We start from the raw sequence: 26066 nt of genomic DNA on the forward strand, positions 1-26066 counted from the left end.
GTGACCGCCACCGCCGAGAAGCGCCTCACCAGGGCGGCTCACGCGGCGAGGAGACGTCCGCCGCGCACCGAGGCCCTGTGGGGGTACGTGTTCATCGCCCCCACCGGGCTCGGGCTCGCGATCTTCTACCTCTGGCCGGTGCTCCAGACCGCGTACTTCTCCTTCACGGAGTGGGGCGCGTTCGGGGGCCACACCTGGACGGGTCTGGACAACTACGTCCGGCTCGTCGCCGACCCGGAAGTGGGCCGGGCCGTGCTCAACACGCTCGCCTACACCGGGCTGGGCCTGGTGGGGATCCCGCTGGCCATCGTGTTCGCCGCGCTGCTCAACCTGCCGGGGCTGCGGGGCGTGGCCGTGTACCGGACGGCCTTCTTCCTGCCCGTGGTCACCATGCCGGTCGCGGTCGCCATGCTCTGGCGGTGGCTCTACAACGGCGACTACGGCCTGGTCAACCAGGTGCTCGCGGTCGTCGGCGTGGACGGGCCCAACTGGATCGCCGATCCGGACACGGCCATGTACGCGCTGGTCGTGGTGGGGATCTGGAGCAGCATCGGCTACAACCTGATCATCTTCCTGGCCGGGATGCAGGCCATCCCGAAGGAGCTGTACGAAGCGGCGAGCCTGGACGGGGCCGGTCGCGTCCGGCAGTTCTTCTCGGTCACGCTGCCGATGTTGTCGCCGACCGCGTTCTTCATCTCGATCGTGTCCGTGATCGGCTCGCTGCAGCTGTTCGACCTGGTCTTCGTGATGACCGGGTCCGGGCAGGCGGCGCGGGCCAACCCGGCGTACTCGCGGCTCCAGACGGTGGTGCAGCTCTTCTACGAGCGCGCCTTCGTCACCGACGACCGCGGCTACGCCGCCGCCATCGTGATCGCGCTGCTCCTGCTCATCGCGGCGCTGACGGTCCTGCAGTTCCGGCTCCAGCGCAGGTGGGTGCACTATGTCTGAGCGTCGTCGGTCGTTCGGGGTGCACGCGGTGCTGGCCGCGGCGTCGCTGGCGATGGTGGCCCCGTTCGTGTGGCAGGCCGTCACCTCGCTCAAGACGCTCAGCGGCGCCACCCGGGTGCCGCCGAGCCTGCTGCCCGAGTGGCGGTGGGACAACTACGCGAAGGTCTTCGAGCTGCTGCCGTTCGGCGACCAGTTCCTCAACACGGTGGTGATGGCGGCGGGGCGGGTGGCGGGGCAGGTGCTGTTCTGCTCGATGGCCGCCTACGCCTTCGCCCGGCTGCGCTTTCCCGGCAGGAACCTGCTCTTCGGCGTCTTCCTGTCGGTGCTCATGGTGCCGCCGCAGCTCTTCGTGATCCCGCAGTACCAGATCATGTCGTCGCTCGGCTGGCTCAACAGCCTGCAGGCGATCATCGTGCCGGGGCTGTTCAGCGCCTTCGGGGTGTTCCTGCTGCGGCAGTTCTTCCTCGGTCTGCCGCGCGAGCTGGAGGAGGCCGCCCGGCTGGACGGCGCCGGGCCGGTGCGCATCTACTGGTCGATCATGCTGCCGCTGGCCCGGCCGGGCCTGGTGGCGCTGGCCATCCTGGTGCTGCTGTGGGCCTGGAACGACCTGTTCTGGCCGCTGGTGGTCAACACCGACCCGGACAAGATGACGCTGTCGGCGGGGCTGGCCGCGCTCCAGGGCCAGTACCAGACGGACTATCCGGTGCTGATGGCCGGCTCGCTCATCGCCTCGCTCCCGGTGATCGCCGTCTTCGTGTTCCTGCAGCGGCAGTTCATCCAGGGCATCGCCACCACGGGCTCGAAGGGCTGACCGCCCCGCTCGTGACGGGAGCCCGGGCCGGCACCTGCCCGGGCTCCCGCGGCCTCCTCAGCGGATGACGATCGTGGTGAGCGCCCGCGGCTGCAGCGTCACCGTGCGGCCCGTCACCGCGGACGGCGTGAGCGAGTTGGCGCCGTCGGTGAGGTACGCGGTCGCCCGGCCGCGCACGCCCTGCCACGTGACCGGCGCGGTGCCCGTGTTGAGCACCTCGACGACGCGCGAGCCGTCCGGGTTGCGGAAGGCGGAGACCTTCAGCGCCGGATCCGCCGCCGCAGTCTCCAGCCTGACCGCGCCCGGCCGGATGAACCTGCTGTACGCCGCCAGCGCCCACAGCCGCTTCGACACGCGATACGTCTTCGCCGTGTCGTCGAGCTGCAGCAGCGCCCGGGTCGCGCCGCGCGAGCCGCCCAGCCAGTAGACGTAGCCGCTGACGTTCCCCAGCGTGAGCGCGTCGTGGACGGCCTGCGCGATCGCGAAGCCGTCGTAGCCGCTGCCGTCGTCCCAGCTCTCGTTCCAGGTGCTGCCGTTCGGGTTCCACTCCGACATCCAGGTCTTCCTGGTCGTCGGCAGCGGCGCGTCCACGGGGCTGGCGTAGGTGTGCCCGGTGTGGGTCTTCACCCAGCGGCGGGCCTCGGGGTCGGCCTCGATCGCGGCCGTGTACGCCTTCGCCTGGTTCCAGCCGAAGGAGTCGCAGCAGGTCACGTGCACGCTCTTGGCCGCGGGGCCCAGCACCTTGGCGAACTGGGCGGCCTGCTCCGGGGTGAAGCGCATGGAGGCGTACGTGGCCGTCCAGTCGGGCTCGTTCGTGAACCCCAGGTCGGTGATCTTGATGCCTTCCTTGGCGTAGAACTTCGTGTACGCCACCAGGTAGTTCGCGTACGCCCGCTGCCACTCCGGCTTCAGCGTGCCGCCGCCCTTGTCGTCGCCGTTGTCCTTCATGTAGCCGGGCGCGCTCCAGGCGTCGGCGAAGAACCGCTTCACGCCGTACGCCTGGGCCGCCTTGGCCACCCACACCTGGCTGTTGTCGTCGCCGTCCCACACGTACCTGGGCGGGGCGTCCGGGCCGCCGGGGTCCTCGGGCTGGATCGACACCATGTGGTCGTACGGGCTCCCGGCGGGGGAGGAGCCGATGCCGAGCCGCAGGATGCTGAGCCCGGCGCCCTTCTCGCGGTCGAACCACAGGTCCAGGACCTCGCGCTGCTGCGACTCCGGCAGCGCCTTGAGCAGCTCGTTGCGCCGGAACGCCTGGGAGATGCCGAAGCCGTCGATCTCCTGGTGCCTGACGTGCTCGTTCACGGTGATGGCGGGGGGCTGGGAGGGGTTCACCGCAGGGAGGCCGAGCAAGGCGACCGCGACGACTCCACGAAACATGACGCCTCCGAAAGTTTCGGATACATATCGATATATTTCACCGATATCGCCGGAACCGTAAGCGGTCCGGAGGCCTCCCGTCAACCGATGTTCAGCGCGCGGACACGGCAGGGCCGGGGCGCTGTGCGCGCCCCGGCCCCCACTCCGGTGCGTCAGCGGCTCGCGACCGGCGGCGGATTGACGACGGTGCCCGGCGGCGCCGGGTCCGGGGCGATGATGAACTCCTCCGGCCACACCGTGAGCTGGATCTGCTGCCCGGCCCCCTTGATCACGTCGTGCAGGTTGCCGCGTTCGAGCTTGGTGAGCAGGAACACCTCGTCGTCCCGGTTGACCGGGTCCGCGCGCAGCCAGGCGTCGAAGCCGTCGAAGTCCGTGAAACCGGCCGCGAGGTACGGCACGAGGCGGCGGAACAGCTTCGGCCACGTCACCAGGCCCTCGGCGTCGGCCAGGCCGGTGACGGTGGCGGCGCCGTCGGGGTCGGCGGTCGAGCCGGGCCAGATGCCGGCGGCCTTCCCCCTGGCCGCCTGCGACACCTCCGCCAGGTGCGTACGCAGCTGCGCCGGCAGCGTCGCGTAGAACGCCGGATAGACCAGCCCGCCGGCCAGCAGCGTGCCGTTGGCGGACGCGTCCACGAGCGCCGGGTCCAGGAACACCGAGGTCCCGTCGGCCCCCGGATGCTCACCGGCGTAGGCGAACCCGATCAGCCGGCCGTTCGCGTCGACCCCGTTCGTGAGCACGTGCCCGCGGATGGAGTCCTGGTCCGCCGACTGCACCTTGTTGGGCAGGTCCTCCCAGTAGCGCACGTTCGTGAACCCGAGCAGGCGCAGCAGCTCGTCCCTGGCCGCGTTGGCCCCGGCGAGCTGCTGGTGCGTCTCCTCGAAGTGGGTCTCCAGCGCGTCGATGGCCTCCAGGCGCACGGAGACGCCGCGGCGATTGATCTTCGGCGGGTGGCCGGAGCGCCGCGGCAGCCCCTCCACCAGCGCGGGTGAGTCGGGCAGGAACTTCACGGTGTCGCCGTCGGGCTCGGGGCCCTGCCGCGGGAGATCCGCGTACCGGATCACGAAGTTCCCGCGTAAAAGCGTGTAAGTCATGGATTGCCCCCCATCATGTGGCGAGCGGAGCGTAACCCGCGCACCTCGCGCCGTCCATGGGGGGCGCGGCCGATCAGTCGAGGCAGAACTCGTTGCCCTCGGGGTCGGCCATCACGATGTGACCGGCGCCGAGCGGGGGAGCGGGCTCGTGGCGCTGGAGCCGCGTGGCGCCGTGGGAGACGAGCCGCTCGGCCTCCGCCTCCAGGGCCGCCATCCGCGCGTCGCCCTCGAACCCCGGGGCGGCCCGCACATCGAGGTGCACGCGGTTCTTGACCTGCTTGCCCTCGGGCACTCGCTGGAAGAACAGCCGCGGCCCGGCCCCGTCGGGGTCGATCACCGCCGAGGCGTCGTTGCGGCGCTCGGGCGGCACGCCCATCGCCTCCAGGGCCTGCTCCCACGACTCGAAGCCCTTGGGCGGGTCCTGCACCCGGTAGCCGAGGGCCTCGGCCCAGAACGCGGCCAGCCCGGCCGGATCGGCGCAGTCGAAAGTGATCTGAACGTCGCGGGCCATGTCAGCTCGCCTCCCGGTGGTTGTGCAGGTAGAGGTCGCGCAGCAGGCAGACCTCCGCCAGATGGTGGATCAGTTCGCGGTTGATGTGCAGCACCAAGGCCGCCAGCGGAAACTCGGCGTACGGCCCCTCCGCCTCCCCGCACGGGCGGGCGAGGCCGGCCTCGCCGAGGGACTCGACCCCGGCCAGCCACGTGGCGTATTCGGCGTCGAGCTGGGCCAGCGCCGCGTCCGCGGTCGGAGCGTACTCGAACGACCCGTAGTCGGTCGGCGTGGCGCCGAAGTGCGAGGCGTTGCGCATCGCCAGCACGCCGACGATCACGTGCCCGAGCCGCCAGGCGATCGTCGTCAACGGCGGCGGCTCGGGCATCGGGAACTCGAAGTCGATGGTCATCGCGCCGGCCCCGGCCTGCACCGGCGCGGCGCCGGTGCCGCGCGGCCGCACGCTCCAGCAGCCGGGCGCCGGCTCCCAGAAGTACTCGTCATCGGTGAGCCCGTCGAGGCGATCGCGCAGCTGATGGGTCCAGTGCCAGTCGGTCTGATCTCGGAGCAGGGTGTTCCAGGGCAGGTCGTTCATGGCTCAAGCCTCTCGCATATAGCGGACAGGATCGGTCCGTGATCTGTGGAACGATGAGCGCGTGTCTGTTGAGTCGACGACCGAGCGGGTGCTGCGGCTGCTGGCGCTGCTGCAGCGCCGGCCGTCCTGGACCGCTGTCGAGCTCGCCGCCGAGCTGGGGGTCACCGACCGCTCGGTGCGCCGCGACGTGGAGCGCCTACGCGCGCTCGGCTATCCCGTGCACGCGACGGCGGGCGTCGGAGGCGGCTACCAGCTCGGCGCGGGCACCCGGCTGCCGCCGCTGCTCCTCGACGACGAGGAGGCGATCGCGACGGCGGTGTCCCTGCGGCTGGCGGCGGGAGGCACGGTCGCCGGGGCGGGCGAGGCGGCGCTGCGGGCGCTCGCCAAGCTCGACCAGGTGATGCCGCCCCGGCTGCGCGCCGAGGTCCGGGCGGTGTACGGCGCCACCGAGACCCTCGTCGACCCCGGGGTCGAGATCGACGCGGAGCTGCTGATGATGCTCGCGCGGGCCTGCCGCGACGCCGTGCGGGTGCGGTTCCGGTACGCCACGCACGACGGCGGGGAGCGCGAGCGCACGGTCGAGCCGGTGCGGATGGTCTCCACCGGCCGCCGCTGGTACCTGATGGCCTGGGACGTCGACCGCGACGGCTGGCGCACCTTCCGGCTGGACCGGATGCACGAGGCGGAGGCGACGACCTGGCGCTTCCGGGCGAGGGAGCATCCTGACCCGGCCGCCTACGTGCAGCGGTCCGTGGCCGAGGCGCCCTACCGCTATCTCGCCCGGGTGCGCCTGCACGCGCCGCCAGACCGCGTGCGGGAGCTGGTGCCGCCCCAGGTGGGGCGCGTCGAGGACGATCGCGACGGGTGGTGCGTGCTCGTCGCCGGCGGGCAGGACCTCGACTGGCTCGCCGTGCACGTTGCCCGGCTGGGCTTCGAGGCGGAGGTGCTGGAGCCCGCCGAGCTGCGGGAGGCCGTCGCCCGGCTCGCCCGCCGCCTCGCGGCGATGGCCGGGCCCGGCTCAGGTCGCGGCTAGCGGTACACCGCCACGGCGGCCTCCCCGACCAGGGTGTCCACGACCGCGACCAGCTCACCCACCACGGGCGGGGCGGCCGAGGCGATCTCGCGGAGGCGGCCGACCAGCCGGTTCGCCGGCTGGTCGAGGTAGAGCTCCGACTCCAGCCGCAGCACCGCCACCAGCCCGCAGAGCGCGGCGCACCGCGCGTCCGGCGGCTTCCAGCCCTCGACCGCCGAGCGCACCCCCGAAGAGGCCCGGACGACCGAGGCGATGTCGGCGAGCTGGTGACGCGTGTACGGCAGCATGCCCAGGCGGCGCCTGCTCACCCTGACGAGCACGCCCGAGGCGACCAGGGCCTCGCGGGTACGGTCGTAGAGGCCGTTCGCCGCCTTCTTGATCAGGAGCCTGACGTCGCCGTCCGCCAGGGAGACGGGGGTGTCGCCGGCCGGAGGGCGGGAGACGGTCGCCCGGCCGTCGGCGACGGTGACGCGACCGCTGACGGCCAGTTCGAGCACCACCGCGCCGGCCAGCCCGAGAGCCATCGACGACTGGTGGATCAGGGGCTTGCCGGACTGGTCGTGCGCGATGAGATACAGGTCCTCGTGGAGCGGCAGCCGGTTCATGGTGTCCCCTCGCCCGTCAGAGACGTCCGGTCAGGCCCTGGAGGGTGGGCCGGCGGCCGAGCGCGTACAGGCCGGCCAGCACCAGGCCGCCGACGCCGAGCCAGATCAGGCCCACCAGCTGCGCCATCACATGGGCGTTGATCACGACGAAGACGAGGATCCCCATCCCGATCAGCGGCGCGACGAGGTGTGTCCACATGGCGTCCGAGCCGAGGCGCAGCGAGTAGTGCACGATCACCGACGCGTGCAGGACGATGAACGCGACCATGGCGCCCATGCTGATCAGGCTGCTGAGGAGGTCGACGCCGTCGGAGCGGGTGGACATCCAGACCCCGAGGCCGACGGACAGCAGGGAGACGAGCGCGATGGCGTTGGCCGGCACCGACTGCCTGACCGACACCTTCGCCAGGAACGACGGGAGCTGCCGGTCGCGGGCCATCGCGTACAGCAGGCGGGAGGCCGCGACCTGGGCCACCATGGTGTTGGCCACGCCCCAGGAGAGCGCGGTGGCGGTCGAGGTGAGGTGCCTGAGCCACTGGCCGCCGGCCACCGCGGCCGCGTCGTAGAACGCGGTGTCGCCTCCATGGCGCAGGAGGCCCGCCGGGTCGGGCACCAGCAGCGCGGCCACCCACACCTGCACGATGAACAGCACGCCCGCCAGCACCAGGGCCAGCCGCATGGCCCTGCCCACCTGCTCGGACCCGCCGGTGGACTCCTCGACCAGCATGCTGATCCCGTCGAAGCCGATGAACGACAGCACGGCCACCGACACCGCGGCGAACACCACCGGCCAGGAGAACGTCTCCAGGTTGAACAGCGGGGAGAGGCTGAACCCGCGGCCCTTGCCCTGGAGCAGGGCCCAGACGCCGACCACGAGGAACAGCGCCAGCACGACCAGCTCGAACACGATCATGATCCGGGTGAGCTTGACCGTCATCCGGATGCCCCGGAGGTTGATCGCGGTGTTGAGCGCCACGAAGGCGATCAGCCAGACCCACACGGGGATCTCCGGCACGATGGCGTGCATGGCGATCGAGGCGACGAGGTAGAGCAGGCACGGGACGAGGATGTAGTCGAGCAGCACCATCCACCCGGTCAGAAACCCGGCCGGCGGCGCGATGCCGCGGCCGGCGTAGTTGTAGACCGAGCCGGACAGCGGGAACGCCTTGACCATCTGCGCGTACGAGGCTGCCGTGAACAGCAGCGCGATCATCCCGACGAGGTACGCCAGGGCCGGCATGCCGCCCGAACGGGCGTAGACGGAGCCGAAGATCGCGAAAGGGGAGATCGGCACCATGAACACCAGGCCGTAGGACACGAGGTCGGTCATCCCGACCCCGCGACGTAACTCCTGCCGGTATCCGAACTGCTCGACGTTCGCGTGCTGTGTGGGCACGACGGCCACTCCAAGGTCATGCGGGAACGGGGGGTTCGATTGGGCGATCCTTCCGTAGCCCGAGGCCGCGTCGCAAGACCGATGGCAGGCTTATGTCACACGTGAGCAGGGCTCGAAATGGGGTTCAGCCGAGGCGGGACTGGAGACCGTCGAGGACCCGCTGGAGGCCGTACTCGAAGCCGTCCTGGTCGGCCTGGGAGGAGAGCTGGCCGCGCTGCGCGGCGTAACGGGCGCGCAGCCGCGGGTAGTCCTGCACGGCCCGCTCGGCCGCCGGCCACAGGTGCTCCACCCACTCTTGCTCGGTCTGACCGCTGCGGGCGATCATGGACAGGATCGCGGCCTCGCTGGTGGTGACGCCGAGCACGTACGCGACGAGCGTGCTCATCGCCTGGTCGGCCTCGTCGAGCGGGAACCCGGCGGACTCGAAGACGCCGAGCATGTGCTCCGTCTGGCGCAGCATGTTGGGCCCCAGGTAGGCCAGCCCCACCTCGCCGAGCTTGGCGGCCATCCACGGGTGGCGCAGGATCGTGGCGCGCAGGCCGTGGGCGATGCGCGCGATGACCTCCCGCCACCGGGTGGCGTCGGTCTCCTCGGGCAGGGGCAGCTCGCCGTAGACCGCGTCCACGGCGAGCTCGATCAGCTCGTCCTTGTTGGCCACGTGGCGGTAGAGCGAGGTCGCCCCGGCGTTGAGCCGGCTGCCGAGGCGGCGCATGCTCAGGGCGTCGATGCCCTCCTCGTCGAGCAGCCGGACGGCCTCGGCCACGATCTGGTCGCGGCTCAGCGCCGGCTGCTCCCGCTCGCGGCGGGGCCGCGCCCACACCGAGGGGATGGACTGCTCGTCTTTCGCCATGCCCCTCACCATAGCGCACGTTGTACGCATGTGCGGACAGTGTTAGCGACGACGCTTCCGCTTGCGGTCGTGCTGCTGGGGACGGTGGCCGGCGTGGGCCGGGGCCGGGGTCCGGGCGGGGCCGTAGCCGATGGCGCCCATCATGCCCTGCTCCTGGTGATACAGGTTGTGGCAGTGGAACATCCACTCGCCGGGGTTGTCGGCGAGCACGTCCAGGTGGAGCCGCTGGCGCGGCTTGATGTTCACGGTGTCCTTGCGCGGCCCGCTGCCGTCGGCCAGGCGCAGCTGGAACGTGTGGCCGTGCAGGTGCATCGGGTGCCACATGGGCGACTGGTTGTCCAGGATCAGCCGGACCGTCTCCCCCCGGTCCACGCGCAGCCGCAGGTGGTCGCCGGCGACCTTGTCGTTCATCGTCCACTCGTTGCCGGACGGGCGCATGCCGAGCGTCACCGTGATGGCCCTGGACGGGCGGGGGAGATCGAGGGACGACGGGGCCTCCAGGTCCCGGTACGCCAGCATCCGCTCGGTCAGCTCCGGCACCTGGACGGTGCTCGCCGGCGCCTCCGCCCGCCGATCCGTCCGCACCACCGCGAACGCCCGCCCCCGCTTGCCCTCCGCTATCGCGACCAGCGGGAACGCGCCCGAGTCGAGCCGGGTCAGGAAGTCGTAGCGCTCGCCCATGCCGATGAGGAACGTGTCCACGTCCACGGGCCGGCACGGGAACCCGTCGGTGTGGGTGACGGTCATGCGATGCCCGCCGAGCGCCACCCGGAAGGCGGTGTCGGACGCCGCGTTGATCACCCGGAACCTGACCGTGCGGCCCGGCGCGGTGCGGAAGGTCATGGGGGCGTCCGGCGCCTGGCCGTTGACCAGGTAGAGCGGGTGCACCATCTCCGCCGCCACGCCGCCGAGCGCCTCGCTGCGCAGGGTGTCGTCGTGGTCGGTGGAGGCGTTCAGCCGGGCCAGGGCGTCGTCGGGAGTCCCGTCGATGCCGTCCAGCCAGTCGTCGAGCACGACGGTGAACTCCTCGTCGTAGTCGAGCGGCTCCCGCGGGTCGAGGACGACCAGGGTGCCGTACAGGCCGCGGTCGGGCTGGGTGCCGACGTGCGAGTGGTAGAAGTACGTGCCGGGATCGGGCACGGTGAAGTCGTAGTCGAACGTCTTGCCCGGCTGGGTCGCCTCCTGGCTGAACCCCGGCGCGCCGTCCATGGGGAAGTCGAGCCTGATGCCGTGCCAGTGCACGGTGGTCGCCGCGGGCAGGTCGTTGACCAGCTTCGCGCGGACCCGCTCACCGGCCATGACCCTGATCTGCGGGCCGGGGACCTCGTCGTTGTACGTCCAGGTGCGCACCGTGCGCCGCCCCAAGGTGACCGTCGCGGGCCGGGCCCGCAGCACCATCGCCCGGGGCCGCGGCTGCGCCGCCGCGGGCGGGCCCCCCAGCAGGGGAACGGCGCCGGCCAGCGCACTGGCGAATGTGCCGGTGACGAACGCCCGGCGGGACACCCGCCCGCCCGTACCCCACGAACTCGACCAACCACCCACGACACCTCTCCCTCCGCTCACCAGGCGAGATTACGGAGGGTAACGGGCGAAATCCCCTCGCCACGCCGATGGAGATCCCTAGCGCGTGCCGGGCGGGCGCTGGTGGCCGAAGCGGACCGGCTTGGAGCCGCTCAGCCGCACCTCCGGGTCGGTCATCGCCTGCGGCGGCGCCGGTCGCTCGACGGCCGCTTCGATGACCGGCTCGGCCCCCTCGGCCTCCGCGATCCGGCGGACGAGCCGCTCCCGCAGCTCCGCCGCCACCCCGGCGTGCGACGGGAACCCCGCCAGGTTGACCAGCTCGTGCGGGTCGTTCTCCAGGTCGTACAGCGCCTGCTCCCGGTAGCGGTCGGAGGCGGGGTCGTCCCACGGGTGGGCGTCCTCGGCGACGGCGTAGTACTTCCAGCGCGAGGTACGGATCCCGCGTCCCACCTCCGACTCGCTCACCTGGAAGAACACCTCCTCGGGCCACGCCGCCCCGGGGTCCCGGACCAGCGGGAGGAACGAGCGGCCCTGCATCCCGTCGGGGACGGGCAGCCCGGCGGCCTCCAGGAGCGTGGGAGGCAGGTCGATGGTGCTGACCGGCCGGGAGACGGCACCGCCGCCGTCGAAGCCGGGGCCGCGCAGCGCCAGGGGCACGCGCAGCGAGGCGTCGTGGCACGAGCGCTTGTACTCGCCGTTGCGGGTCTTGAAGTGGTTGCCGTGGTCGGAGGTGTACGCCACGATCGTGTCGTCCAGCAGGTCCATGCTGCGCAGCGCGTCCAGCAGCCGCCCGAGCCCCTCGTCCAGCCGCTTGACCTGCCCCAGGTAGCCGCCCATGTGCTGGTGGGCGGTGCCGCCGAGGGCGGCCAGGTCCGGCGGCATCCAGCGGCCCTGGTAACGCTCCTCGTAGCCGTCGGGGGCCGGGTAGTTGTCCACCTCGTTCTGGTGGTGCGGCTCCAGGAACGACAGGAACAGGAAGAACGGCTCCTCGTGGTGGTCGGCGACGTACCTGATGGCCGCGTCCACGAGGGCGTCGGAGCGGTAGCCGGGCAGCATCACGGGCTCGTTCGCCTCGTCGTACACGATCGTTCGGTAGGCGTCCGAGGTGTGCTCCAGCGCGTTCGCGGCCAGCCACGACCGGTAACCACCGCGCCGGTCGGCCGGGACGGGCTCGCCGCCGCCGAGGTGCCACTTGCCGATGTAGCCGGTGGCGTAGCCGGCCGCGCCGAAGTGGTGGGCCAGCGTGCGCTCCTCGGGCGGCAGCACGCGGCCGTTGCGGTGGACGCCGGTCGTGGTCGGGTAGCGGCCCGTCTGCAGCGCGGCGCGGGCGGGCGCGCACACCGGCTGCGGCGTGAGCGCGACCGTGGCCTGCGTGCCGTGCCTGGCCATCCTGTCGAGGTTGGGGGTGAAGGGGCCGACGGTGTCCCACCGCTGCTGGTCGGTGAAGACGACGATCACGTTCGGACGCAAGAAATGACTCCTATTTGAGGCCGGTCAGCGCGATGCCGCGCACGAAGTATCGCTGGGTGAAGATGAAAAGGACGGCGGTGGGGACGAAGAGGATCACCGAGCCCGCGGCCGTGAGGTGCCACAACGTGAAGTACTCCTGGTTGAACAGGGTGAGCCCGACGGGAATGGTGCGCATCTCGGGCGTCGTGGTGGCGACCAGCGGCCAGAGGAACTCGTTCCACTGGAAGACGAACGTGAACAGCCCGAGCACGGCCAGCGCGGGCCGCGTCTGCGGCAGGATGATCCGCCGGTAGATGCCCAGCTCGGAGGCGCCGTCGATGCGGGCCGCGCTGATCAGGTCGTCGGGGATGGGCTGGATGAACTGCCGCATGAGGAAGATCCCGAACGCGTCCATGAGGAACGGCGTGATCAACCCCTGGTACGTGTTGAGCCATCCCAGGTTGGCCATGAGCACGTACAGCGGGATCATCCGCACGAAGAACGGCACCATGAGCGTGGCCAGCAGCGCCACGAACAGGGTGTTGCGCAGCGGGAAGCGGAACTTGGCGAACACGTACCCGACCAGCGGGTCGAAGATCAGGTGCGCCAGCGTGATGGCGCCGGCCACGACGAGGCTGTTGACGATGAAGTTCCCGAACGGCGCGCGGGCGAACAGCTCGGCGTAGTTGCCCCACTGCGGCGACTCGGGCCAGACCACGGCCTCGGCCGACAGCGTCTCGGCCTCGGTCTGGAGCGACAGCGACAGCATGTAGAGCAGCGGCACCACCATGACCAGCGAGGCCGGCCCGAGCAGGAGGTAGAGCAGCGTCCTGCGCATCAGTACACGACCTCCCCGCGCCGCCCCGCCCGGAGCTGGACCAGCGTGAACGCCACGATCACGATCAGCAGCAGCACCGACTGCGCCGAGGAGTAGCCGAAGTCCCTGGTGCGGAAGGCCACGTTGAAGATGTGGAAGACGGACAGGTCGGTGGCGTCGCCTGGCCCGCCGCCCGTGATGATGTACGCCTGCCCGAACGCCTGCAGCCCCGAGATCACCGCCATCACCGACACGAACAGCGTCGTGGGAGCCAGCAGCGGCAGCGTGATGCGCCAGAAGCGCCGCCACGAGTCGGCCCCGTCGATCTTGGCGGCCTCGTGGTACGTCTCGGGGATGCCCTGCAGCCCGGCCAGGAACAGCACCATCGTGTAGCCCACGCTCTGCCACAGCGTCACCGCGGCGATCGTGAGCAGCGGCGCGGTGTTGAGCCACTGCTGCGCGGGCAGCCCGGCCGCGAGCAGCACCCGGTTCAGCACGCCCAGCTCGGGGTCGAGGATGTTGCGCCACAGCAGGCCGACGATCGCCACGGAGGTCAGGTACGGCACCAGCAGCAGCACCCGGAACGCCACCCGCCCCTTGAGCGGCTGGTCGAGCGCCATCGCCAGGGCCAGACCGAGCACGATCGAGCCCACGACCACGGCCACCGCGAAGGCCACCGTGACCAGGAACGAGTGCCGCACCGCCGGGTCGGCCAGCGCCTGCGTGTAGTTGCCCAGCCCGGCCCACTGGTCGGCCTGCGGCCCGGAGCGCAGGCTGGTGGCCACGACGTTGCCGATCGGCAGGTAGAAGAAGGCCGCGAAGAACAGGATGGCGGGAAGGAGGAACAGGTAGGCCGTCCGCGCGTAACGACCGGCGAGCGTGCGGGGCCTGATCACCGCAGGAAGCCCTCGGCCGACTTGGTGAACGCGGCGAGCGCCTCGGCGGCCGGCTGGTTCTGGATGAGCACCTGCTGGTACATGACCTTGAGCTGCTCCTCCCACTTGCCGAGCTGCCCGGTGAGGCGCACCTGCTGGGAGGAGTCCTTGGCGTACGGGAGAGCGTCGGCGAAGACCTTGGTGACCTCGTTCGACGCCACCTCGGGCAGCTTCGTCCAGGAGACGCGCGGCATGAGCATGCCGGTCTCCTTGGTGGCGGCCTGCTCGACCTCGATGGCGGTGATGCGCTTGATGAAGTCCCACGACAGGTCGGGCCTGGCGGCCTTGGCGGGTACGAACATGCTGACCCCGGCCGCCTGCGTGGCCTGCGTCTTGTGCTTGAGCGGCGGCGCGACACCCACCTCGATGTCAGGGCTGGTCTTCCTGATCGGCTCCAGGTCCCACGGGCCGGTGAAGATCATCGCGGCGCGCTTGGCCGAGAACAGCTTCTGCGGGCCCGAGTAGTCGGTGCCCGACACCGGCACCGGGGCCACCTTGTGCTTGTGGACGAGGTCGGCCTGGAACTGCAGGGCTGCGACCGCGTCCTCGACCGGCGTCATGACCTTGCCGGTCGACGGGTCGTAGGGGGTGACGCCGGCCTGGGTCAGCCAGGGCCACAGGTAGGTGTAGTCCTGGTTGAGCGCGACGCCGTACACGCCGTCCTTGGTGAGCTTCTTGGCGGCGGCCAGGAACTCCTCCCACGTGGCCGGCACCTCCACCCCGGCGTCCCTGAGCATGGCCTTGTTGTAGAAGAGCGTGTTGCAGGTCAGGTGGAGCTGCACGCCGTACACCTTGCCCTGGTACGAGTTGCGCTCCACGGTGACCGGCTGCCAGTCGGAGGGGAAGCCCATCGCCTGGCCGTCGCGGTCGACGTACTCCTGCAGCGAGCGGGCGTTGCCGGAGACGGCGAACTCCTGCACCCACCCGCCGGGCTCCTCGACCAGGTCGGGCACGGTCCCGGAGGCGAAGTCCGCCAGCAGCCGCGTGCGCAGGTCGGGCCACTGGTACTTCTGCAGGTTGACCTTGACCTTGTTGGCCTGCTCGAACTCGGTGATCACCTTCCGGTAGGCCTGGTAGTCGTGGCCCGCGTTCCAGTAGACGGTGAACGTCCCGGGCGCGGCGGCCTGGGTGGTCGGCGCGCCGGCGCAAGATGAAAGGACGGGTACGGCGGCGGTGGCGGCGGCCAGGCGGAGCAGGTCACGGCGAGACAGAGGGGAGGACATCTCGGGTTTTCCCTTCTACGAAGAGCCCCGCCGCAGGAAGGTCCAGGAGCGGACGATCTCGCGGGCGGGTGGCTGCTCCTCGGCCTGGAGGCGGTCGAAGAGCAGGCGTGCGACGTCGGTGTAGTCGTGGCGGAGCGGGCCGACGGTGCTGAGCTGCGGATTGCTGATGAGACCCTCGTCGATGTTGCCGGCGCCGACGATCGCGACGTCGCCGGGCACGCTGAGCCCGGCGTCCCTGGCTGCCCAGATCGCGCTGATCGCGGCCCGGTCGGAGGCCGCGAAGATCGCGTCGGGGCGGTCGGGCGAGCGCAGCAGCTCGGCGGCGGTCTGGTAGGCCGCCACGCGGTCGTCCGCGCCCGTGGTGATGATCCGCTCGCTCACGCCGTGCCGGTCGAGGGCGGTCGTGTAGCCGAGCAGCCGGCCCGCGGGCTGCTCCCGGTGGAGCTCGTGGCGGTGCGCCAGGAACGCGATGCGCCGCCTGCCCTGGGCCAGCAGGTGCTCGACCGCCTCCGCGCACGCCTCCGTCTCCGGAGTGCGTACGACGTCGCAGCCCTCGAGCCCGTCCTCGTTGCTCAGGACCACCATCGGCAGCCCGGTGCCGGCGAGCCCGGTGACCAGGTCGCGGGTGAGGTGGTCGCCGGCGAGGTTGATCAGCGCGCCGTCGGCGACGCCGCCGCGCAGCACGTCGACGGCGGCCTTCGCGCGGGCCTCGGAGTAGACGGCGAGCGTCACCACGGAGTAGCCGCGGGCGTCGGCCATCTCGTGCAGGTCGGTGGCCAGGCGCTCGTCGCTCGGCACGCCGCCGAGCGAGCTGAGCACCAGGCAGATCCGCTGGGTGCGGCGCTTGCGCAGGCTCCTGGCGGCCTGGTTGGGGGTGTAGCCGAGCTGCCTGGCTGCCTCGAGCACCCGCTGCCTCGTCTCGGCGGCGACGGGGCGATCCCGGCCGCTGAGCACGTAGGAGACGGTCGCCACTGACACGTTCGCCAGCTCGGCCACTTGTCGCGCTGTAGGTCTCATGTTAGTCGTATAACCTAGCATTCCCTATAGAAATAAAGGGAAATCTCTGGCCGCTGATGTGGATAGGAAGGTCGGCGCGTCGATGATTCTCACCGAGCAGTGCGACGACGTGTTAATCGATTAGCACCGTATGCCTCCGACGTTCGCCGGATCAACCCCATCGGCTCGGGTTTTCCCTAGGGACTACCCGGTGGCGCGCGATCGTGGGCAATCGCTAGCTTGGGTTCCTGTGACGCCTCTTTTGCCGGGCGACCCGGCACAACTGGGCGAATACTGGCTGGCGGGCCGGCTGGGCGCGGGCGGGCAGGGGGTCGTGTACGACGCCTACGACGACGCCGGCCGGCGGGTGGCGATCAAGGTCATCCGCCCGGAGTTCCTGGAGCACGCCGGGGCCCGGGCCGACTTCGTCAAGGAGGTGACGGCCGCGCGGAAGGTGGCCTCGTTCTGCACGGCCCGCATCATCGACGCCGACCTCGACGGGCCCGCGCCGTACATCGTGAGCGAGCACATCGAGGGGCCCAGCCTGCGCACGGCCGTCGAGCGGCACGGGCCGTTCGACGCCGACCGGCTGCACCGGCTGGCCGTCGGGGTGGCCACGGCGCTGGCCGCCATCCACGACGCGGACGTGGTGCACCGGGACCTGAAGCCGGGCAACGTGCTGCTCGGGCCCGACGGGCCGCGCGTGATCGACTTCGGGCTCGCCAGAACGGGCGAGATGTCGCAGACGACCGAGGGCGGGTTCGCGGCGGGCACGCCGCCGTACATGGCGCCCGAGCGGCTGGCCGGGCAGCGCGGCGGATCCGCCGTGGACGTGTGGGCGTGGGGCGCGATGATGCTGTACGCGGCCACCGGGCGGTCGCCGTTCTCCGGCGACCTCGCCCTCCTGCGTTACCAGGTGACCGGCACGCGGCCCGACTTCACCGTGCTGGCGGAGCCGCTGCGGCGCCTGGTCACCGAGGCGATGTCGGCGGACGCCCAGGCTCGCCCGCCGGCGCGTTCCCTCCTGCTCGACCTCATCGCCATGAACAGCGCCGTCAACGGGCCGGGCCTCTCGCAGGGCGGGCTCTCCGGGCTGCTCAGCAGCGGGAGCCGGGCCGCCGTCGAGGTCAGGCCCCCCGTCGATTTGGCCGCCGATCCGGCCGAGCCGCCGCCGGCCGAGGTCGCCGAGACCGTCTACGGGCGGCTCAGCCCGGAGGACCAGGCGCTCGTCCCCTCGGCGCTGCTGCGCATGGTCCGCTCCGACGAGAGCGCCGAGACCGCGCTCAGGGACGCGGCCACCCGGGATCTCGTCGACGGCGCGCTGGACCCGGCCGGCGTGCAGCGGGTGCTCCAGGCGTACACGGACGCGGGCCTGCTCGTCCACAAGGGCGAGTCGATCACGCTGGCGGGGGCGGCGCTGCTGCGGGCGTGGCCGCGCCTGCGGGACTGGGTGGAGGCCGACCGCGCGGCGCTGAGCGTCCACGACGCCCTGAACAGGGCGGCCACCGTGTGGCACGCGAACGGCCGCCGCCCCGACGACCTCTACCGCGGCACGGTCCTGGACGAGACTGTCGAATGGGCCGCGAACGGGCGCGGGCCGCTCCGGCCGAACCAGCGCGAGCAGGCGTTCCTGGACGCCTCCCGCGAGCGCACCCGGGAGCTGGCCAGGCGGCGCCGGCGCGTCCGGGGCACGATCGCGGCGCTCGTCGCGGTGCTGCTGGCCGCGGTGGGGGTCGTGGTCGTGCAGGACGTGCTGGGCACGCGCCAGCGGGACACGTCGGCCGCCCGCCGGGTGGCCGCGCTCGCGAACCGGACCCGGGCCGGCGACCCGCTGACGGCGCTGCTGCTGAGCGTGGCCGCGTGGCGGATCGCGCCGGTGGCCGAGGCGCGCTCCGCCATGTACGCCTCGCTGGCCCAGCGCGAGCGCTCGGCCTTCCGCCCCGGCCCGGTCTCCGGCTCGGCCCGCTTCGACCTCGGCGACGACGGCACGCGGCTGGCCGTGCTGGACGACGGCAGGTTCACGCTGTGGGACGCGACCACCGGGCGGCCCGCTCGAGCCTTCGGCGGGGTGAGCGGGCCCGTGAGCGCGATCGCGCTGAGCGCCGACGGCCGCAGGCTGGCCGTGGCCGGCGAGCGGTCGATCTCCGTCTGGGACACCGAGCGCGGGGTGCGGGTCGCCGAGTTCGGGGAGGGGGCGCAGCGGCTGGCGTTCAGCCCCAGGCGGCTGCTGCTGGCGGCCACCACGGCCGAGGGCCGCGTGCGGGTGTGGGACCTCACCAGCCAGCGCCCGCTGGCCGTCGGCGACGCCACCGAGGTCGCCTTCTCCGCCGACGACGCCCTGATGGCCACGACCCTGCCCGGCGGCCGGATCGAGCTGCGCGACTGGCAGGGCGTGCTGGCCCGGCTCCCCGGCGCGGCGCTCGCGTTCGACCCGGCGCGGCGCGAGCTGGCGGTACGGGCGGGCGGCGAGGTCCGCTTCTGGGACCTCGTCGCGCGGCGCTGGCGGGAGCCGGTGCTGAAGGGATTCGGGGCCCGCGCGCTGCGCTTCAGCCAGGACGGCCGCCACCTGGCCGCCTACGACGGCTCCGACCTGGCCCTCTGGTCGCGGAACGGCACCCGGCTGCTGTCCCATCCGGTCGGCGAGCTCGTGTCCGGCCTCCGGCTGGGCCCGGGCACGCTCGCCTTCGGCCTGCTCGACGGCACGGTCGTGACCCTGGACGTCTCCGACCTCACCCGCCCGCGCACGCTGGCCCCCGGGGTCGAGGCCGGGCTGATCGACCCCGCGCGGCGGACGGTGATAGTGCGGCGGCCCAGGGTGGAGGTCTGGCGCCTGGATGAGCCGGCGCGGCCGGCGGCCCTGCCGGTGTCCCCGACCGCGATGGCACTGAACCCCGGTGGCACGCTCCTGGCCGTCGGGACGGCCGATCCCGCGCGGGTGACGCTCTGGAACCTGACGACGGGCGCGAAGGACCGGACGTTCCCCGTCAAAGGCGCGAGCGAGGTGGGCGGGCTCGCGTTCGCCCCGGACGGTACGACGCTGGCGGTGGCGCCCTTCCAGGAGACCGTCACCCCGCCCGCGAACAACTGGCGCGACGTCCAGCTCTGGGACGTCCGCCGCGGGGTCAGGACGCGGACGCTGAGCGTCCCCGGCGGCTCCGGGATGATCTTCCGCCCCGACGGGCGGGAGCTGGCGGTGAACGGCGCGGACGGCGCGCTCGCGTCGCTGGGCGGCGCCGAGGCCGTCACCAGGCCGTTCGGGGAGAGCGCGGACGGCGTGCGGGCCATCGCGTACAGCCCGGACAGCAAGGTCATCGCCACCGGCGCGCTGGCCGCCGGGGTGACGCTCTGGAACGCCGCCGACCGCCGGCAGCTGGCCCACCTGCCGCTCAAGGGGTTCGGGGCGGTGGACGTGCTGGCGTTCTCGCCCGACGGGCGGACGCTGGCCGTCGGCGGCTCGAACCGCGTCCAGCTCTGGGACGTCGCCGAACGCGCCCCGCTCGGCTCGCCCGCCGTGTACCCGGCGGGCGAGGTGGTGGCGCTGGCCTTCGACGCCGGGCAGCTGCGCTGGCTGCGGACCGACGGCACGCTCGGCGACCAGCCCGCCACCGCCGCCGGCGTGGCCGCCGCCCTGTGCGCCAGGGCCGGGCGCTCGCTCTCCCGGAGCGAGTGGGACCGGCTCATCCCCGGCACGCCCTACCGCGAGATCTGCTGACAGGAGGAGACAATGCAGGCTTCGCCCGACATCGTCGCCATCCAGGTGACGCCACAGCCGGTCGTCCTGGACACCGGCGAGGTCGCGCTCCGGATCGAGGTGTCCACCGCGAACGCCACCCGGTTACGCGGCCGGCTGCTGAGCCCGGACGGGACGCGCGTACCGCTCGACTTCGCCGCCCAGCCGCCGCCGTGCGACTGGCTGGCCACGCACACCCTCCGGCCCGCCGACCCGGAGGGAACGTGGCAGGTCGAGGCGCGGGCCGGCCGGGCGACGGCCGTGCACGAGTTCGACGTGGACCGGCGCGGGGCGAAGGCGGAGGCGCGGTTCGAGTCCTTCGACGCGCAGCCCCGGCAGGTCCCCAGGGGCGACCTGATCCGGCTCATCGGCCGGCTGGAGCTGGTCAAGAACGGCGCCTCCGGCCCGGCGGCCGGCCTGCCCGTCGTGATCGCGTACCAGGAGCAGGAGACGTGCGGCTGGCGCGAGCTCGCCGACGCGGTCACCGACGACCTCGGCCGGTTCCTCGCCCAGGCGCCCGTCATGGAGAGCGGCGAATGGCGGGCCGAGGTCCGCAGCGGCCCCGAGGTGATCGGGGCGGTGAGCGCGGCGGTGTTCGTGGAGGCGACGGCCGAGCAGCGGTACGCGACACAGCTCGACTACGCGGTACGGCGGGCGGGCGGCAGCACCGTCCACTCGGGACGGCTGCGCGGCAGGCCGGGAGCCTCCTGGGAAGGGCTGGGGAACCAGCGCATCTGGGTCTTCTACCGCAAGCCGGGCGCGCCGTCCGGGGCTTTCAACTCGGTCAACAAGAGCACCCTGACCCGGGACAGCCCGGTCCTCAGCCAGGGCCGCTTCGAGGCCCGCACCGGGTCGAAGAGCGGGGGAGCGTGGCGGGTGCAGTACTTCGGCACCAACCTGGCGGCGGGCGTCGTCAGCGACGCCAAGCCCGCGCCCTGATGGGGGAGACGTGTGGTGTCCACGGGAAGATGGGAGGTGCGTAAACGGCCCAGACGATAGCGAACGGGGAACCCCGCATGTCCATAGAGCTCCAGTCCACCGGCACGTTCGCCATCGGTGACAAGACCGTTCACCGGCTCGGTTTCGGGGCCATGAGTCTCACCGGGCCCGGGGTCTGGGGGCCGCCGCGCGATCACGACGAGGCCGTGCGGGTGTTGCGGCGGGCCGTGGAGCTGGGCGTCGATCTCATCGACACCGCCGACTCCTACGGGCCCTACATCAGTGAGGAGATCATCCGGGAGGCGCTGCACCCGTACCCGGAGCGGCTGCTGATCGCCACCAAGGCCGGGTTCGTGCGGCCGGGGCCGGGGCAGTGGGTGGTCGTGGGGCGGCCCGCGTACCTGCGGCAGGAGGTCGAGATGAGCCTGCGGCGGCTCGGGGTGGACCGGATCGACCTGCTGCAGCTGCACCGCATCGACCCGGAGGTGCCGCTGGAGGACCAGCTCGGCGAGCTGAAGGCGCTGCGGGACGAGGGCAAGATCGGCAGCATCGGCCTGTCGGAGGTGAGCGTCGAGGAGCTGGAGCGGGCGCGGCGCATCGTCGAGATCGTCACCGTGCAGAACCGCTACAGCCTCACCAACGCGTTCTCGGAGGGCGTGCTGGAGCACTGCGAGGAGCAGGGGATCGGGTTCATTCCCTTCAGCCCCATCGCCAAGGGGGCGCTGGCGGTGGCCGGGAGTCCCGTGGACCACGTGGCCAAGGCCGTCGGGGCCACGCCCGCGCAGGTCAGCCTGGCCTGGTTGCTGGCGCGTTCGCCGGTGATGATGCCGATTCCGGGCACGTCGTCGGTCGCCCATCTGGAGGAGAACCTTGCCGCGTCCACCGTGGAGCTGACGGGTGAGCAGGTGAGCGAGCTGACGGCGGCCGCCCGCTGACGGGCTCCACGGCGGGCTCCTGGTTCCAGGGGCCCGCCGTGGGGCGGTGGTCAGTTCAGGCCGGACTTCATGGCCGTGAGGAGTTCGGCGTTCGTGGTGTCGCCGCTGAGCTCCCAGAAGAAGGCGCCGCCGAGGCCCTGGCTCTTTGAGTAGCTCATCTTGCCGCCGATCGTGCTCGGCGTGTCATAGCTCCACCACTGGCCGCCGCAGTACGCGTACGCCGTGCCCGCGACCGTGCCGGTGGACGGGCAGCGCGTCTTGAGCACCTTGTAGTCCTCGATGCCCTGCTCGTACGTGCCCGGCGCGGGTCCCGAGGCGGTGCCGCCGGGCGCGGCCTGCGTGACGCCGGCCCAGCCGCGGCCGTAGAAGCCGATGCCGAGCAGCAGCTTGCTCGCCGGCACGCCCTTGCCCTTGAGCTTCTGGATCGCGGCGTCGGAGTAGAAGCCCGGGGTCGGGATCCCGGAGTAGGAGGTGAGCGGGGAGTGCGGGGCGGTCGGGCCCTGCGGCGCGAAGGCGCCGAAGTAGTCGTACGTCATGACGTTGTACCAGTCGACGTACTGCGCGGCGCCCGCGTAGTCGGCCGCGTCGATCTTGCCGCCGTTCGTGCCGTCGGCGGTGATGGCCGCGGTGACCAGGTTGCCGGAGCCGAAGCGGGAGCGCAGCGCCGACATGACGTTCCTGAACGCCGCCGAGCCGCTGGAGTCGCAGGTGAGGCCGCAGGCGTTCGGGTACTCCCAGTCGATGTCGATGCCGTCGAACACGTCCGCCCAGCGCGGGTCCTCGACCAGGTTGTAGCAGGAGTTGGCGAAGGCCGTGGGGTTCTGCGCGGCCTGGGTGAAGCCGCCGGACCAGGTCCAGCCACCGAAGGAGAACAGCACCTTCAGGTTCGGGTACTTCTTCTTGAGCTTGCGCAGCTGGTTGAAGCTGCCGCGCAGCGCGCCCGCGTCCCAGGTGTCGGCCACGCCGTCCACGCTCTCGCCCGCCTGGTAGAAGCGGTCGTAGTCGGCGTAGCTGTCGCCGATCGTGCACTGGCCGTTCTGCACGTTGCCGAACGCGTAGTTGATGTGGGTCAGCTTGGCCGCCGAGCCGCTCGTGTCGATGTTCTTGACGTGGTATCCGCGCTGGTAGACGCCCCACTGCACGAAGTAGCCGAGCACCTTGTTCCCGCCGCCTCCGCCGCCCGTGGTCGTGGCGGTGGCGGTGTTGCTGTTGGCGGAGCGGTTGCCGGCGGCGTCGCGGGCGCGGACGGTGTAGCTGTAGGCGGTGTTGGCGGCCAGTCCGGTGTCGGTGTGGGTGGTGCCGGTGACGGTGGTGATGAGGGTGCCGCCTCGGTAGATCTCGTAGCCGGTGACGGCGACGTTGTCGGTGGAGGCGTTCCAGGCGAGGGAGACGGTGCTGCCGCTCACGCCGGTCGAGCGCAGGTTGCCCGGCACGGTCGGCGGGCTGGTGTCCGTGCCGCCGCCGCCCGTCGTGGTGGCGGTGGCGGTGTTGCTGTTGGCGGAGCGGTTGCCGGCGGCGTCGCGGGCGCGGACGGTGTAGCTGTAGGCGGTGTTGGCGGCCAGTCCGGTGTCGGTGTGGGTGGTGCCGGTGACGGTGGTGATGAGGGTGCCGCCTCGGTAGATCTCGTAGCCGGTGACGGCGACGTTGTCAGTGGAGGCGTCCCAGGCCAGGGAGACGCTGCTGGCGGTCACACCGGTCGAGCGCAGGTTGCCGGGCACCGACGGGGCGGTGGTGTCGGTGCCGCCGCCGGTCGAGGGCTTCCACAGAGCGGGCACGTTCGGGGGCTCCCAGCCGGGCTGGGAGGTGTGGCTCTGGATGCACTCGTACTCGACGCCGTTGTACGTGACGTGCGTGCCCGCCGTGTACGCCGTCCACGGGGCCCACTCGGCGAGGGCGGCGTACGCCGAGGCGGAGACCGGCGGCGGGGCGACCGCCACGGCGGTGAGGGGCAGGAGTAACGCCACCAGGATCTTGCTCAGGACACTGTGTCTCATGACTCTCCGACATCCGGTTGGGGGTGTACGAGGGGTGGGATGTCAGGAAACTATTAGGAAAGTTTCCTTTAAGTTATGAGACGACGTTAGCCTCTGCCTGTGGAGGCGTCAATGAGTGAAATCCCGGAGTAAACCTGAGTACCGCTTCGACGGCGGCGGGGCGTACTCGCCGCGCGTGCTCGTCCGCAGCCCGAGCGACACCAGCGACTCGACGAGCTTGGTCGCCGCCGTCACCCCGTCGATCACCGGCACGCCCGTCTCGCGCGACACCTCGGCGCAGAACGACGCCATGCCCGCGCAGCCGAGCACCACCGAGTCGCTCCCGTCGCGCTCTACCGCCGCGGCGCACAGCTCGGACACGGTCCTGCGGGCGGCCGGTTTCTCCAGGTCGAGCACGGGGATGTCGCAGGCGTACACGCCTCGGCAGGCGGCGGCGAAGCCGTACCGGTGGGCCAGTTCCCAGGCTCGGCCCACGGTCCTGGACAGGGTCGTGACCACGCTGAACGAGCGCCCGACCAGGGTGGCGGCGTGCATGGCGGCCTCCGCGATCCCGACCACGGGGCCGATGGCCAGCTCGCGGGCCGCGTCCAGGCCCGGGTCGCCGAAGCAGGCGATCACGTACCCGTCCACGCCGTCGTGCTCGCCCGCCGCGACCTCGGCCAGCACCCCCGGCACGGCGAGCGCCTCGTCGTAGTGGCTCTCGATCGACTCCGGCCCCATATTCGGGCTGACGGCCGTGACGACGGTGCCCGGCGACGCCACCGCCCTGGCGCATCGACCGATGGACTCGGTCATGGCCAGGGCGGTGTTCGGGTTGATCACTTTGATGCGGTACGTCATGCCGCGGCGATCCTTGGCACGCGCCGCTCCAGGGCCACCAGCGCCACGAAGCCCAGCCCGCAGCCGATGAACCAGCTGTAGTCGGCGATCCACGACAGGTCGGCCGTCGTGACTCCGAGGTCGAGCAGCATCTTGGGCACGAGCACGGAGGCGATGGCGGGCACGCCGCTCGCGACGGTGGCCCAGATCGCGTTGGGGTTGTAACCCTTGCTGAACCAGTAGCGGCCGGACTGATCGAGGCTGAACAGGTCGTCCACCGCCACCCGCTGCCGCGCGCACACGTAGAAGCCCGCGATGAGGATCCCGAATAGCGGGCCGATCAGCGCGCCGAGCAGGCCGAGGGTGTAGTGGATGGCGTCGGGGTTGCCGTACCAGTTCCACGGCGTGAGCACCACCGAGCCGACCGCCGCGATCATCCCTCCGGTGCGCCAGCTGATCCGCTGCGGGTTGACGTTGGAGAAGTCGAACGCGGGCGAGATGAAGTTCGCGACGATGTTGATGCCCACGGTCGCGATCACGAAGGTCAGGCCGCCGAGGAGGATCGCGAACGGTGTGTCGATGCGCTGCACGGTGTGGATCGGGTCGGTGATGAGCTCGCCGAAGACGGGGACCGTGGCCGAGGCGGTGATGACCGTCAGAATCGAGAAGAACAGGAAGTTGACCGGCAGGCCGAGGAGGTTGCCCTGCTTCACCGCCCGGAATGACCGGCCGTACCTCGAAAAATCGCCGAAATTCAGCATTGGCCCGGAGAAGTACGACACGACCAGGGCGATCGCGCTCAGCATGACCGGGATCGACTCGCCGAACCCGAGGCTGTCGCCCTGCGACAGGTCCAGGCTGATGTTCTCCCAGCCTGCCTTGCTCACCAGGTAGATGGCCAGCACGACCATGACCACGTACACCGCAGGCCCGGCCCAGTCCACGAACCGCCGGATCGCGTCCATGCCCCGCCAGAACACGGCCGCCTGCGCGACCCACAGGATCGCGTAGCAGATGTACCCGAGCGCGGACAGGCCGAGGAAGCTCGGCTCGTTCAGCGCGGCGGTGGCCGGCCAGAACTTGAGGAAGACGATGATGAGCGACTGCGAGGCCAGGTACGTCTGCACGCCGTACCACGCGATGGCGATGGCGCCGCGCACGATGGCGGGGATGTTCGCGCCGAGCACGCCGAAGACGGCGCGGTTGATCACCGGGTACGGCACCCCGGTGACCTGGCTGGGCTTGGCCACCAGGTTGCAGAAGACGTTGACGATGACGATGCCGGCCAGCAGCGCGAAGAGCACCTGCCAGCTCGCCAGCCCGAGCGCGAACAGGCTGCCCGCGGTGACGTAGCCGCCGACGCTGTGCACGTCGGACATCCAGAAGGCGACGATGTTGTACGACGACCAGGTCTGCTCGCGCAGCGGCGCGAGGTCCTCGTTCGTCAGCCGCGGGTCGTAGGGAGGGGACTGCGTTACCGAGACGGTGGGCTCTGTCATGTGCGGCATC

22 protein-coding genes are annotated in these 26066 nt (G+C 71.6%); 6 read left to right on the forward strand and 16 right to left on the reverse strand.

Annotation, left to right across the window (positions count from 1 at the left end):
• Positions 1-948, forward strand: coding sequence for a carbohydrate ABC transporter permease (locus tag ACWEPL_RS46445; protein ID WP_364259474.1), 948 nt, complete (start codon positions 1-3; stop codon positions 946-948).
• Positions 941-1759 carry a carbohydrate ABC transporter permease gene (locus tag ACWEPL_RS46450; protein ID WP_350736700.1) on the forward strand — a complete coding sequence of 273 codons (819 nt, stop codon included), beginning with the start codon at positions 941-943 and terminating at the stop codon, positions 1757-1759. The genes ACWEPL_RS46445 and ACWEPL_RS46450 overlap by 8 nt, the downstream gene beginning before the upstream one ends.
• A 57-nt stretch (positions 1760-1816) precedes the next feature.
• Here the strand turns inward: ACWEPL_RS46450 and ACWEPL_RS46455 are convergent, their stop codons facing one another.
• From ACWEPL_RS46455 to ACWEPL_RS46470, 4 genes are all read right to left on the reverse strand, one after another.
• Positions 1817-3139, reverse strand: coding sequence for a glycoside hydrolase family 30 protein (locus ACWEPL_RS46455; RefSeq protein ID WP_452440010.1), 1323 nt, complete (start codon positions 3137-3139; stop codon positions 1817-1819).
• Positions 3140-3291: 152 nt separating this feature from the next.
• Positions 3292-4230 (reverse strand): thermonuclease family protein, encoded by a 939-nt coding sequence (locus ACWEPL_RS46460; protein ID WP_452440011.1) that lies wholly within the window; start codon positions 4228-4230, stop codon positions 3292-3294.
• A 73-nt stretch (positions 4231-4303) separates the two neighbouring features.
• Positions 4304-4741 (reverse strand): VOC family protein, encoded by a 438-nt coding sequence (locus tag ACWEPL_RS46465; RefSeq protein WP_350736709.1) that lies wholly within the window; start codon positions 4739-4741, stop codon positions 4304-4306.
• A gap of 1 nt (position 4742) precedes the next feature.
• Positions 4743-5315 carry a DinB family protein gene (locus ACWEPL_RS46470; RefSeq protein WP_452440012.1) on the reverse strand — a complete coding sequence of 191 codons (573 nt, stop codon included), beginning with the start codon at positions 5313-5315 and terminating at the stop codon, positions 4743-4745.
• 61 nt (positions 5316-5376) lie between these two features.
• On the opposite strand from ACWEPL_RS46470, the gene ACWEPL_RS46475 reads away from it, so the two are divergent.
• A complete protein-coding gene (locus ACWEPL_RS46475; protein WP_452440013.1) occupies positions 5377-6348 on the forward strand; it encodes a helix-turn-helix transcriptional regulator in 972 nt (323 codons plus the stop codon).
• Here the strand turns inward: ACWEPL_RS46475 and ACWEPL_RS46480 are convergent.
• From ACWEPL_RS46480 to ACWEPL_RS46520, 9 genes are all read right to left on the reverse strand, one after another.
• Positions 6345-6953, reverse strand: a complete 609-nt coding sequence (locus ACWEPL_RS46480; RefSeq protein WP_363967100.1) for a GOLPH3/VPS74 family protein — start codon at positions 6951-6953, stop codon at positions 6345-6347. The genes ACWEPL_RS46475 and ACWEPL_RS46480 overlap by 4 nt on opposite strands.
• A gap of 16 nt (positions 6954-6969) precedes the next feature.
• Positions 6970-8349, reverse strand: a complete 1380-nt coding sequence (locus ACWEPL_RS46485) for an APC family permease (RefSeq protein ID WP_355201412.1) — start codon at positions 8347-8349, stop codon at positions 6970-6972.
• A 124-nt stretch (positions 8350-8473) separates the two neighbouring features.
• Positions 8474-9199, reverse strand: coding sequence for a TetR/AcrR family transcriptional regulator (locus ACWEPL_RS46490; RefSeq protein WP_355201410.1), 726 nt, complete (start codon positions 9197-9199; stop codon positions 8474-8476).
• 42 nt (positions 9200-9241) lie between these two features.
• Complete coding sequence (locus ACWEPL_RS46495; protein WP_452440014.1) at positions 9242-10741, reverse strand: multicopper oxidase family protein; 1500 nt, start codon at positions 10739-10741, stop codon at positions 9242-9244.
• 78 nt (positions 10742-10819) lie between these two features.
• Positions 10820-12190 carry a sulfatase-like hydrolase/transferase gene (locus ACWEPL_RS46500; protein WP_350736728.1) on the reverse strand — a complete coding sequence of 457 codons (1371 nt, stop codon included), beginning with the start codon at positions 12188-12190 and terminating at the stop codon, positions 10820-10822.
• Between the two features lie 10 nt (positions 12191-12200).
• A complete protein-coding gene (locus ACWEPL_RS46505) occupies positions 12201-13007 on the reverse strand; it encodes a carbohydrate ABC transporter permease (RefSeq protein WP_363967094.1) in 807 nt (268 codons plus the stop codon).
• Complete coding sequence (locus ACWEPL_RS46510) at positions 13007-13882, reverse strand: carbohydrate ABC transporter permease (protein ID WP_363967092.1); 876 nt, start codon at positions 13880-13882, stop codon at positions 13007-13009. The genes ACWEPL_RS46505 and ACWEPL_RS46510 overlap by 1 nt, the downstream gene beginning before the upstream one ends.
• On the reverse strand, positions 13879-15144 hold the full coding sequence (locus tag ACWEPL_RS46515) for a sugar ABC transporter substrate-binding protein (RefSeq protein WP_452440016.1): 1266 nt from the start codon (positions 15142-15144) through the stop codon (positions 13879-13881). The genes ACWEPL_RS46510 and ACWEPL_RS46515 overlap by 4 nt, the downstream gene beginning before the upstream one ends.
• A gap of 15 nt (positions 15145-15159) precedes the next feature.
• Positions 15160-16161: a LacI family DNA-binding transcriptional regulator gene (locus ACWEPL_RS46520; protein ID WP_449907865.1), complete on the reverse strand. Its 1002-nt coding sequence runs from the start codon at positions 16159-16161 to the stop codon at positions 15160-15162.
• A gap of 229 nt (positions 16162-16390) precedes the next feature.
• Between ACWEPL_RS46520 and ACWEPL_RS46525 the strand changes: the two genes are divergently transcribed.
• The 3 genes from ACWEPL_RS46525 to ACWEPL_RS46535 all read left to right on the forward strand — a co-directional run bounded on the left by ACWEPL_RS46525 (position 16391) and on the right by ACWEPL_RS46535 (position 21744).
• Complete coding sequence (locus ACWEPL_RS46525; protein WP_452440017.1) at positions 16391-19852, forward strand: serine/threonine-protein kinase; 3462 nt, start codon at positions 16391-16393, stop codon at positions 19850-19852.
• A 12-nt stretch (positions 19853-19864) separates the two neighbouring features.
• Positions 19865-20809 (forward strand): hypothetical protein, encoded by a 945-nt coding sequence (locus ACWEPL_RS46530; protein ID WP_452440019.1) that lies wholly within the window; start codon positions 19865-19867, stop codon positions 20807-20809.
• Between the two features lie 77 nt (positions 20810-20886).
• Positions 20887-21744: an aldo/keto reductase gene (locus tag ACWEPL_RS46535; protein ID WP_452440020.1), complete on the forward strand. Its 858-nt coding sequence runs from the start codon at positions 20887-20889 to the stop codon at positions 21742-21744.
• 50 nt (positions 21745-21794) lie between these two features.
• Here the strand turns inward: ACWEPL_RS46535 and ACWEPL_RS46540 are convergent, their stop codons facing one another.
• From ACWEPL_RS46540 to ACWEPL_RS46550, 3 genes are all read right to left on the reverse strand, one after another.
• Positions 21795-23738 carry a glycosyl hydrolase family 18 protein gene (locus tag ACWEPL_RS46540; protein ID WP_452440021.1) on the reverse strand — a complete coding sequence of 648 codons (1944 nt, stop codon included), beginning with the start codon at positions 23736-23738 and terminating at the stop codon, positions 21795-21797.
• 108 nt (positions 23739-23846) lie between these two features.
• Positions 23847-24578, reverse strand: a complete 732-nt coding sequence (locus ACWEPL_RS46545; RefSeq protein WP_363967079.1) for an aspartate/glutamate racemase family protein — start codon at positions 24576-24578, stop codon at positions 23847-23849.
• A complete protein-coding gene (locus ACWEPL_RS46550; RefSeq protein WP_452440022.1) occupies positions 24575-26056 on the reverse strand; it encodes an NCS1 family nucleobase:cation symporter-1 in 1482 nt (493 codons plus the stop codon). The genes ACWEPL_RS46545 and ACWEPL_RS46550 overlap by 4 nt, the downstream gene beginning before the upstream one ends.
• Positions 26057-26066: the final 10 nt, after the last annotated feature.

This window comes from Nonomuraea sp. NPDC004186 (genome assembly GCF_053603495.1).

Coding starts and splice junctions, on each gene's coding strand:
- ACWEPL_RS46550 (WP_452440022.1), bottom strand. CDS start 26,056: ATGACAGAGCCCACCGTCTCGGTAACGCAGTCCCCTCCCTACGACCCG.
- ACWEPL_RS46480 (WP_363967100.1), bottom strand. CDS start 6,953: ATGAACCGGCTGCCGCTCCACGAGGACCTGTATCTCATCGCGCACGAC.
- ACWEPL_RS46490 (WP_355201410.1), bottom strand. CDS start 9,199: ATGGCGAAAGACGAGCAGTCCATCCCCTCGGTGTGGGCGCGGCCCCGC.
- ACWEPL_RS46530 (WP_452440019.1), top strand. CDS start 19,865: ATGCAGGCTTCGCCCGACATCGTCGCCATCCAGGTGACGCCACAGCCG.
- ACWEPL_RS46520 (WP_449907865.1), bottom strand. CDS start 16,161: ATGAGACCTACAGCGCGACAAGTGGCCGAGCTGGCGAACGTGTCAGTG.
- ACWEPL_RS46545 (WP_363967079.1), bottom strand. CDS start 24,578: ATGACGTACCGCATCAAAGTGATCAACCCGAACACCGCCCTGGCCATG.
- ACWEPL_RS46505 (WP_363967094.1), bottom strand. CDS start 13,007: ATGCGCAGGACGCTGCTCTACCTCCTGCTCGGGCCGGCCTCGCTGGTC.
- ACWEPL_RS46455 (WP_452440010.1), bottom strand. CDS start 3,139: ATGTTTCGTGGAGTCGTCGCGGTCGCCTTGCTCGGCCTCCCTGCGGTG.
- ACWEPL_RS46450 (WP_350736700.1), top strand. CDS start 941: ATGTCTGAGCGTCGTCGGTCGTTCGGGGTGCACGCGGTGCTGGCCGCG.
- ACWEPL_RS46515 (WP_452440016.1), bottom strand. CDS start 15,144: ATGTCCTCCCCTCTGTCTCGCCGTGACCTGCTCCGCCTGGCCGCCGCC.
- ACWEPL_RS46460 (WP_452440011.1), bottom strand. CDS start 4,230: ATGACTTACACGCTTTTACGCGGGAACTTCGTGATCCGGTACGCGGAT.
- ACWEPL_RS46535 (WP_452440020.1), top strand. CDS start 20,887: ATGTCCATAGAGCTCCAGTCCACCGGCACGTTCGCCATCGGTGACAAG.
- ACWEPL_RS46465 (WP_350736709.1), bottom strand. CDS start 4,741: ATGGCCCGCGACGTTCAGATCACTTTCGACTGCGCCGATCCGGCCGGG.
- ACWEPL_RS46470 (WP_452440012.1), bottom strand. CDS start 5,315: ATGAACGACCTGCCCTGGAACACCCTGCTCCGAGATCAGACCGACTGG.
- ACWEPL_RS46540 (WP_452440021.1), bottom strand. CDS start 23,738: ATGAGACACAGTGTCCTGAGCAAGATCCTGGTGGCGTTACTCCTGCCC.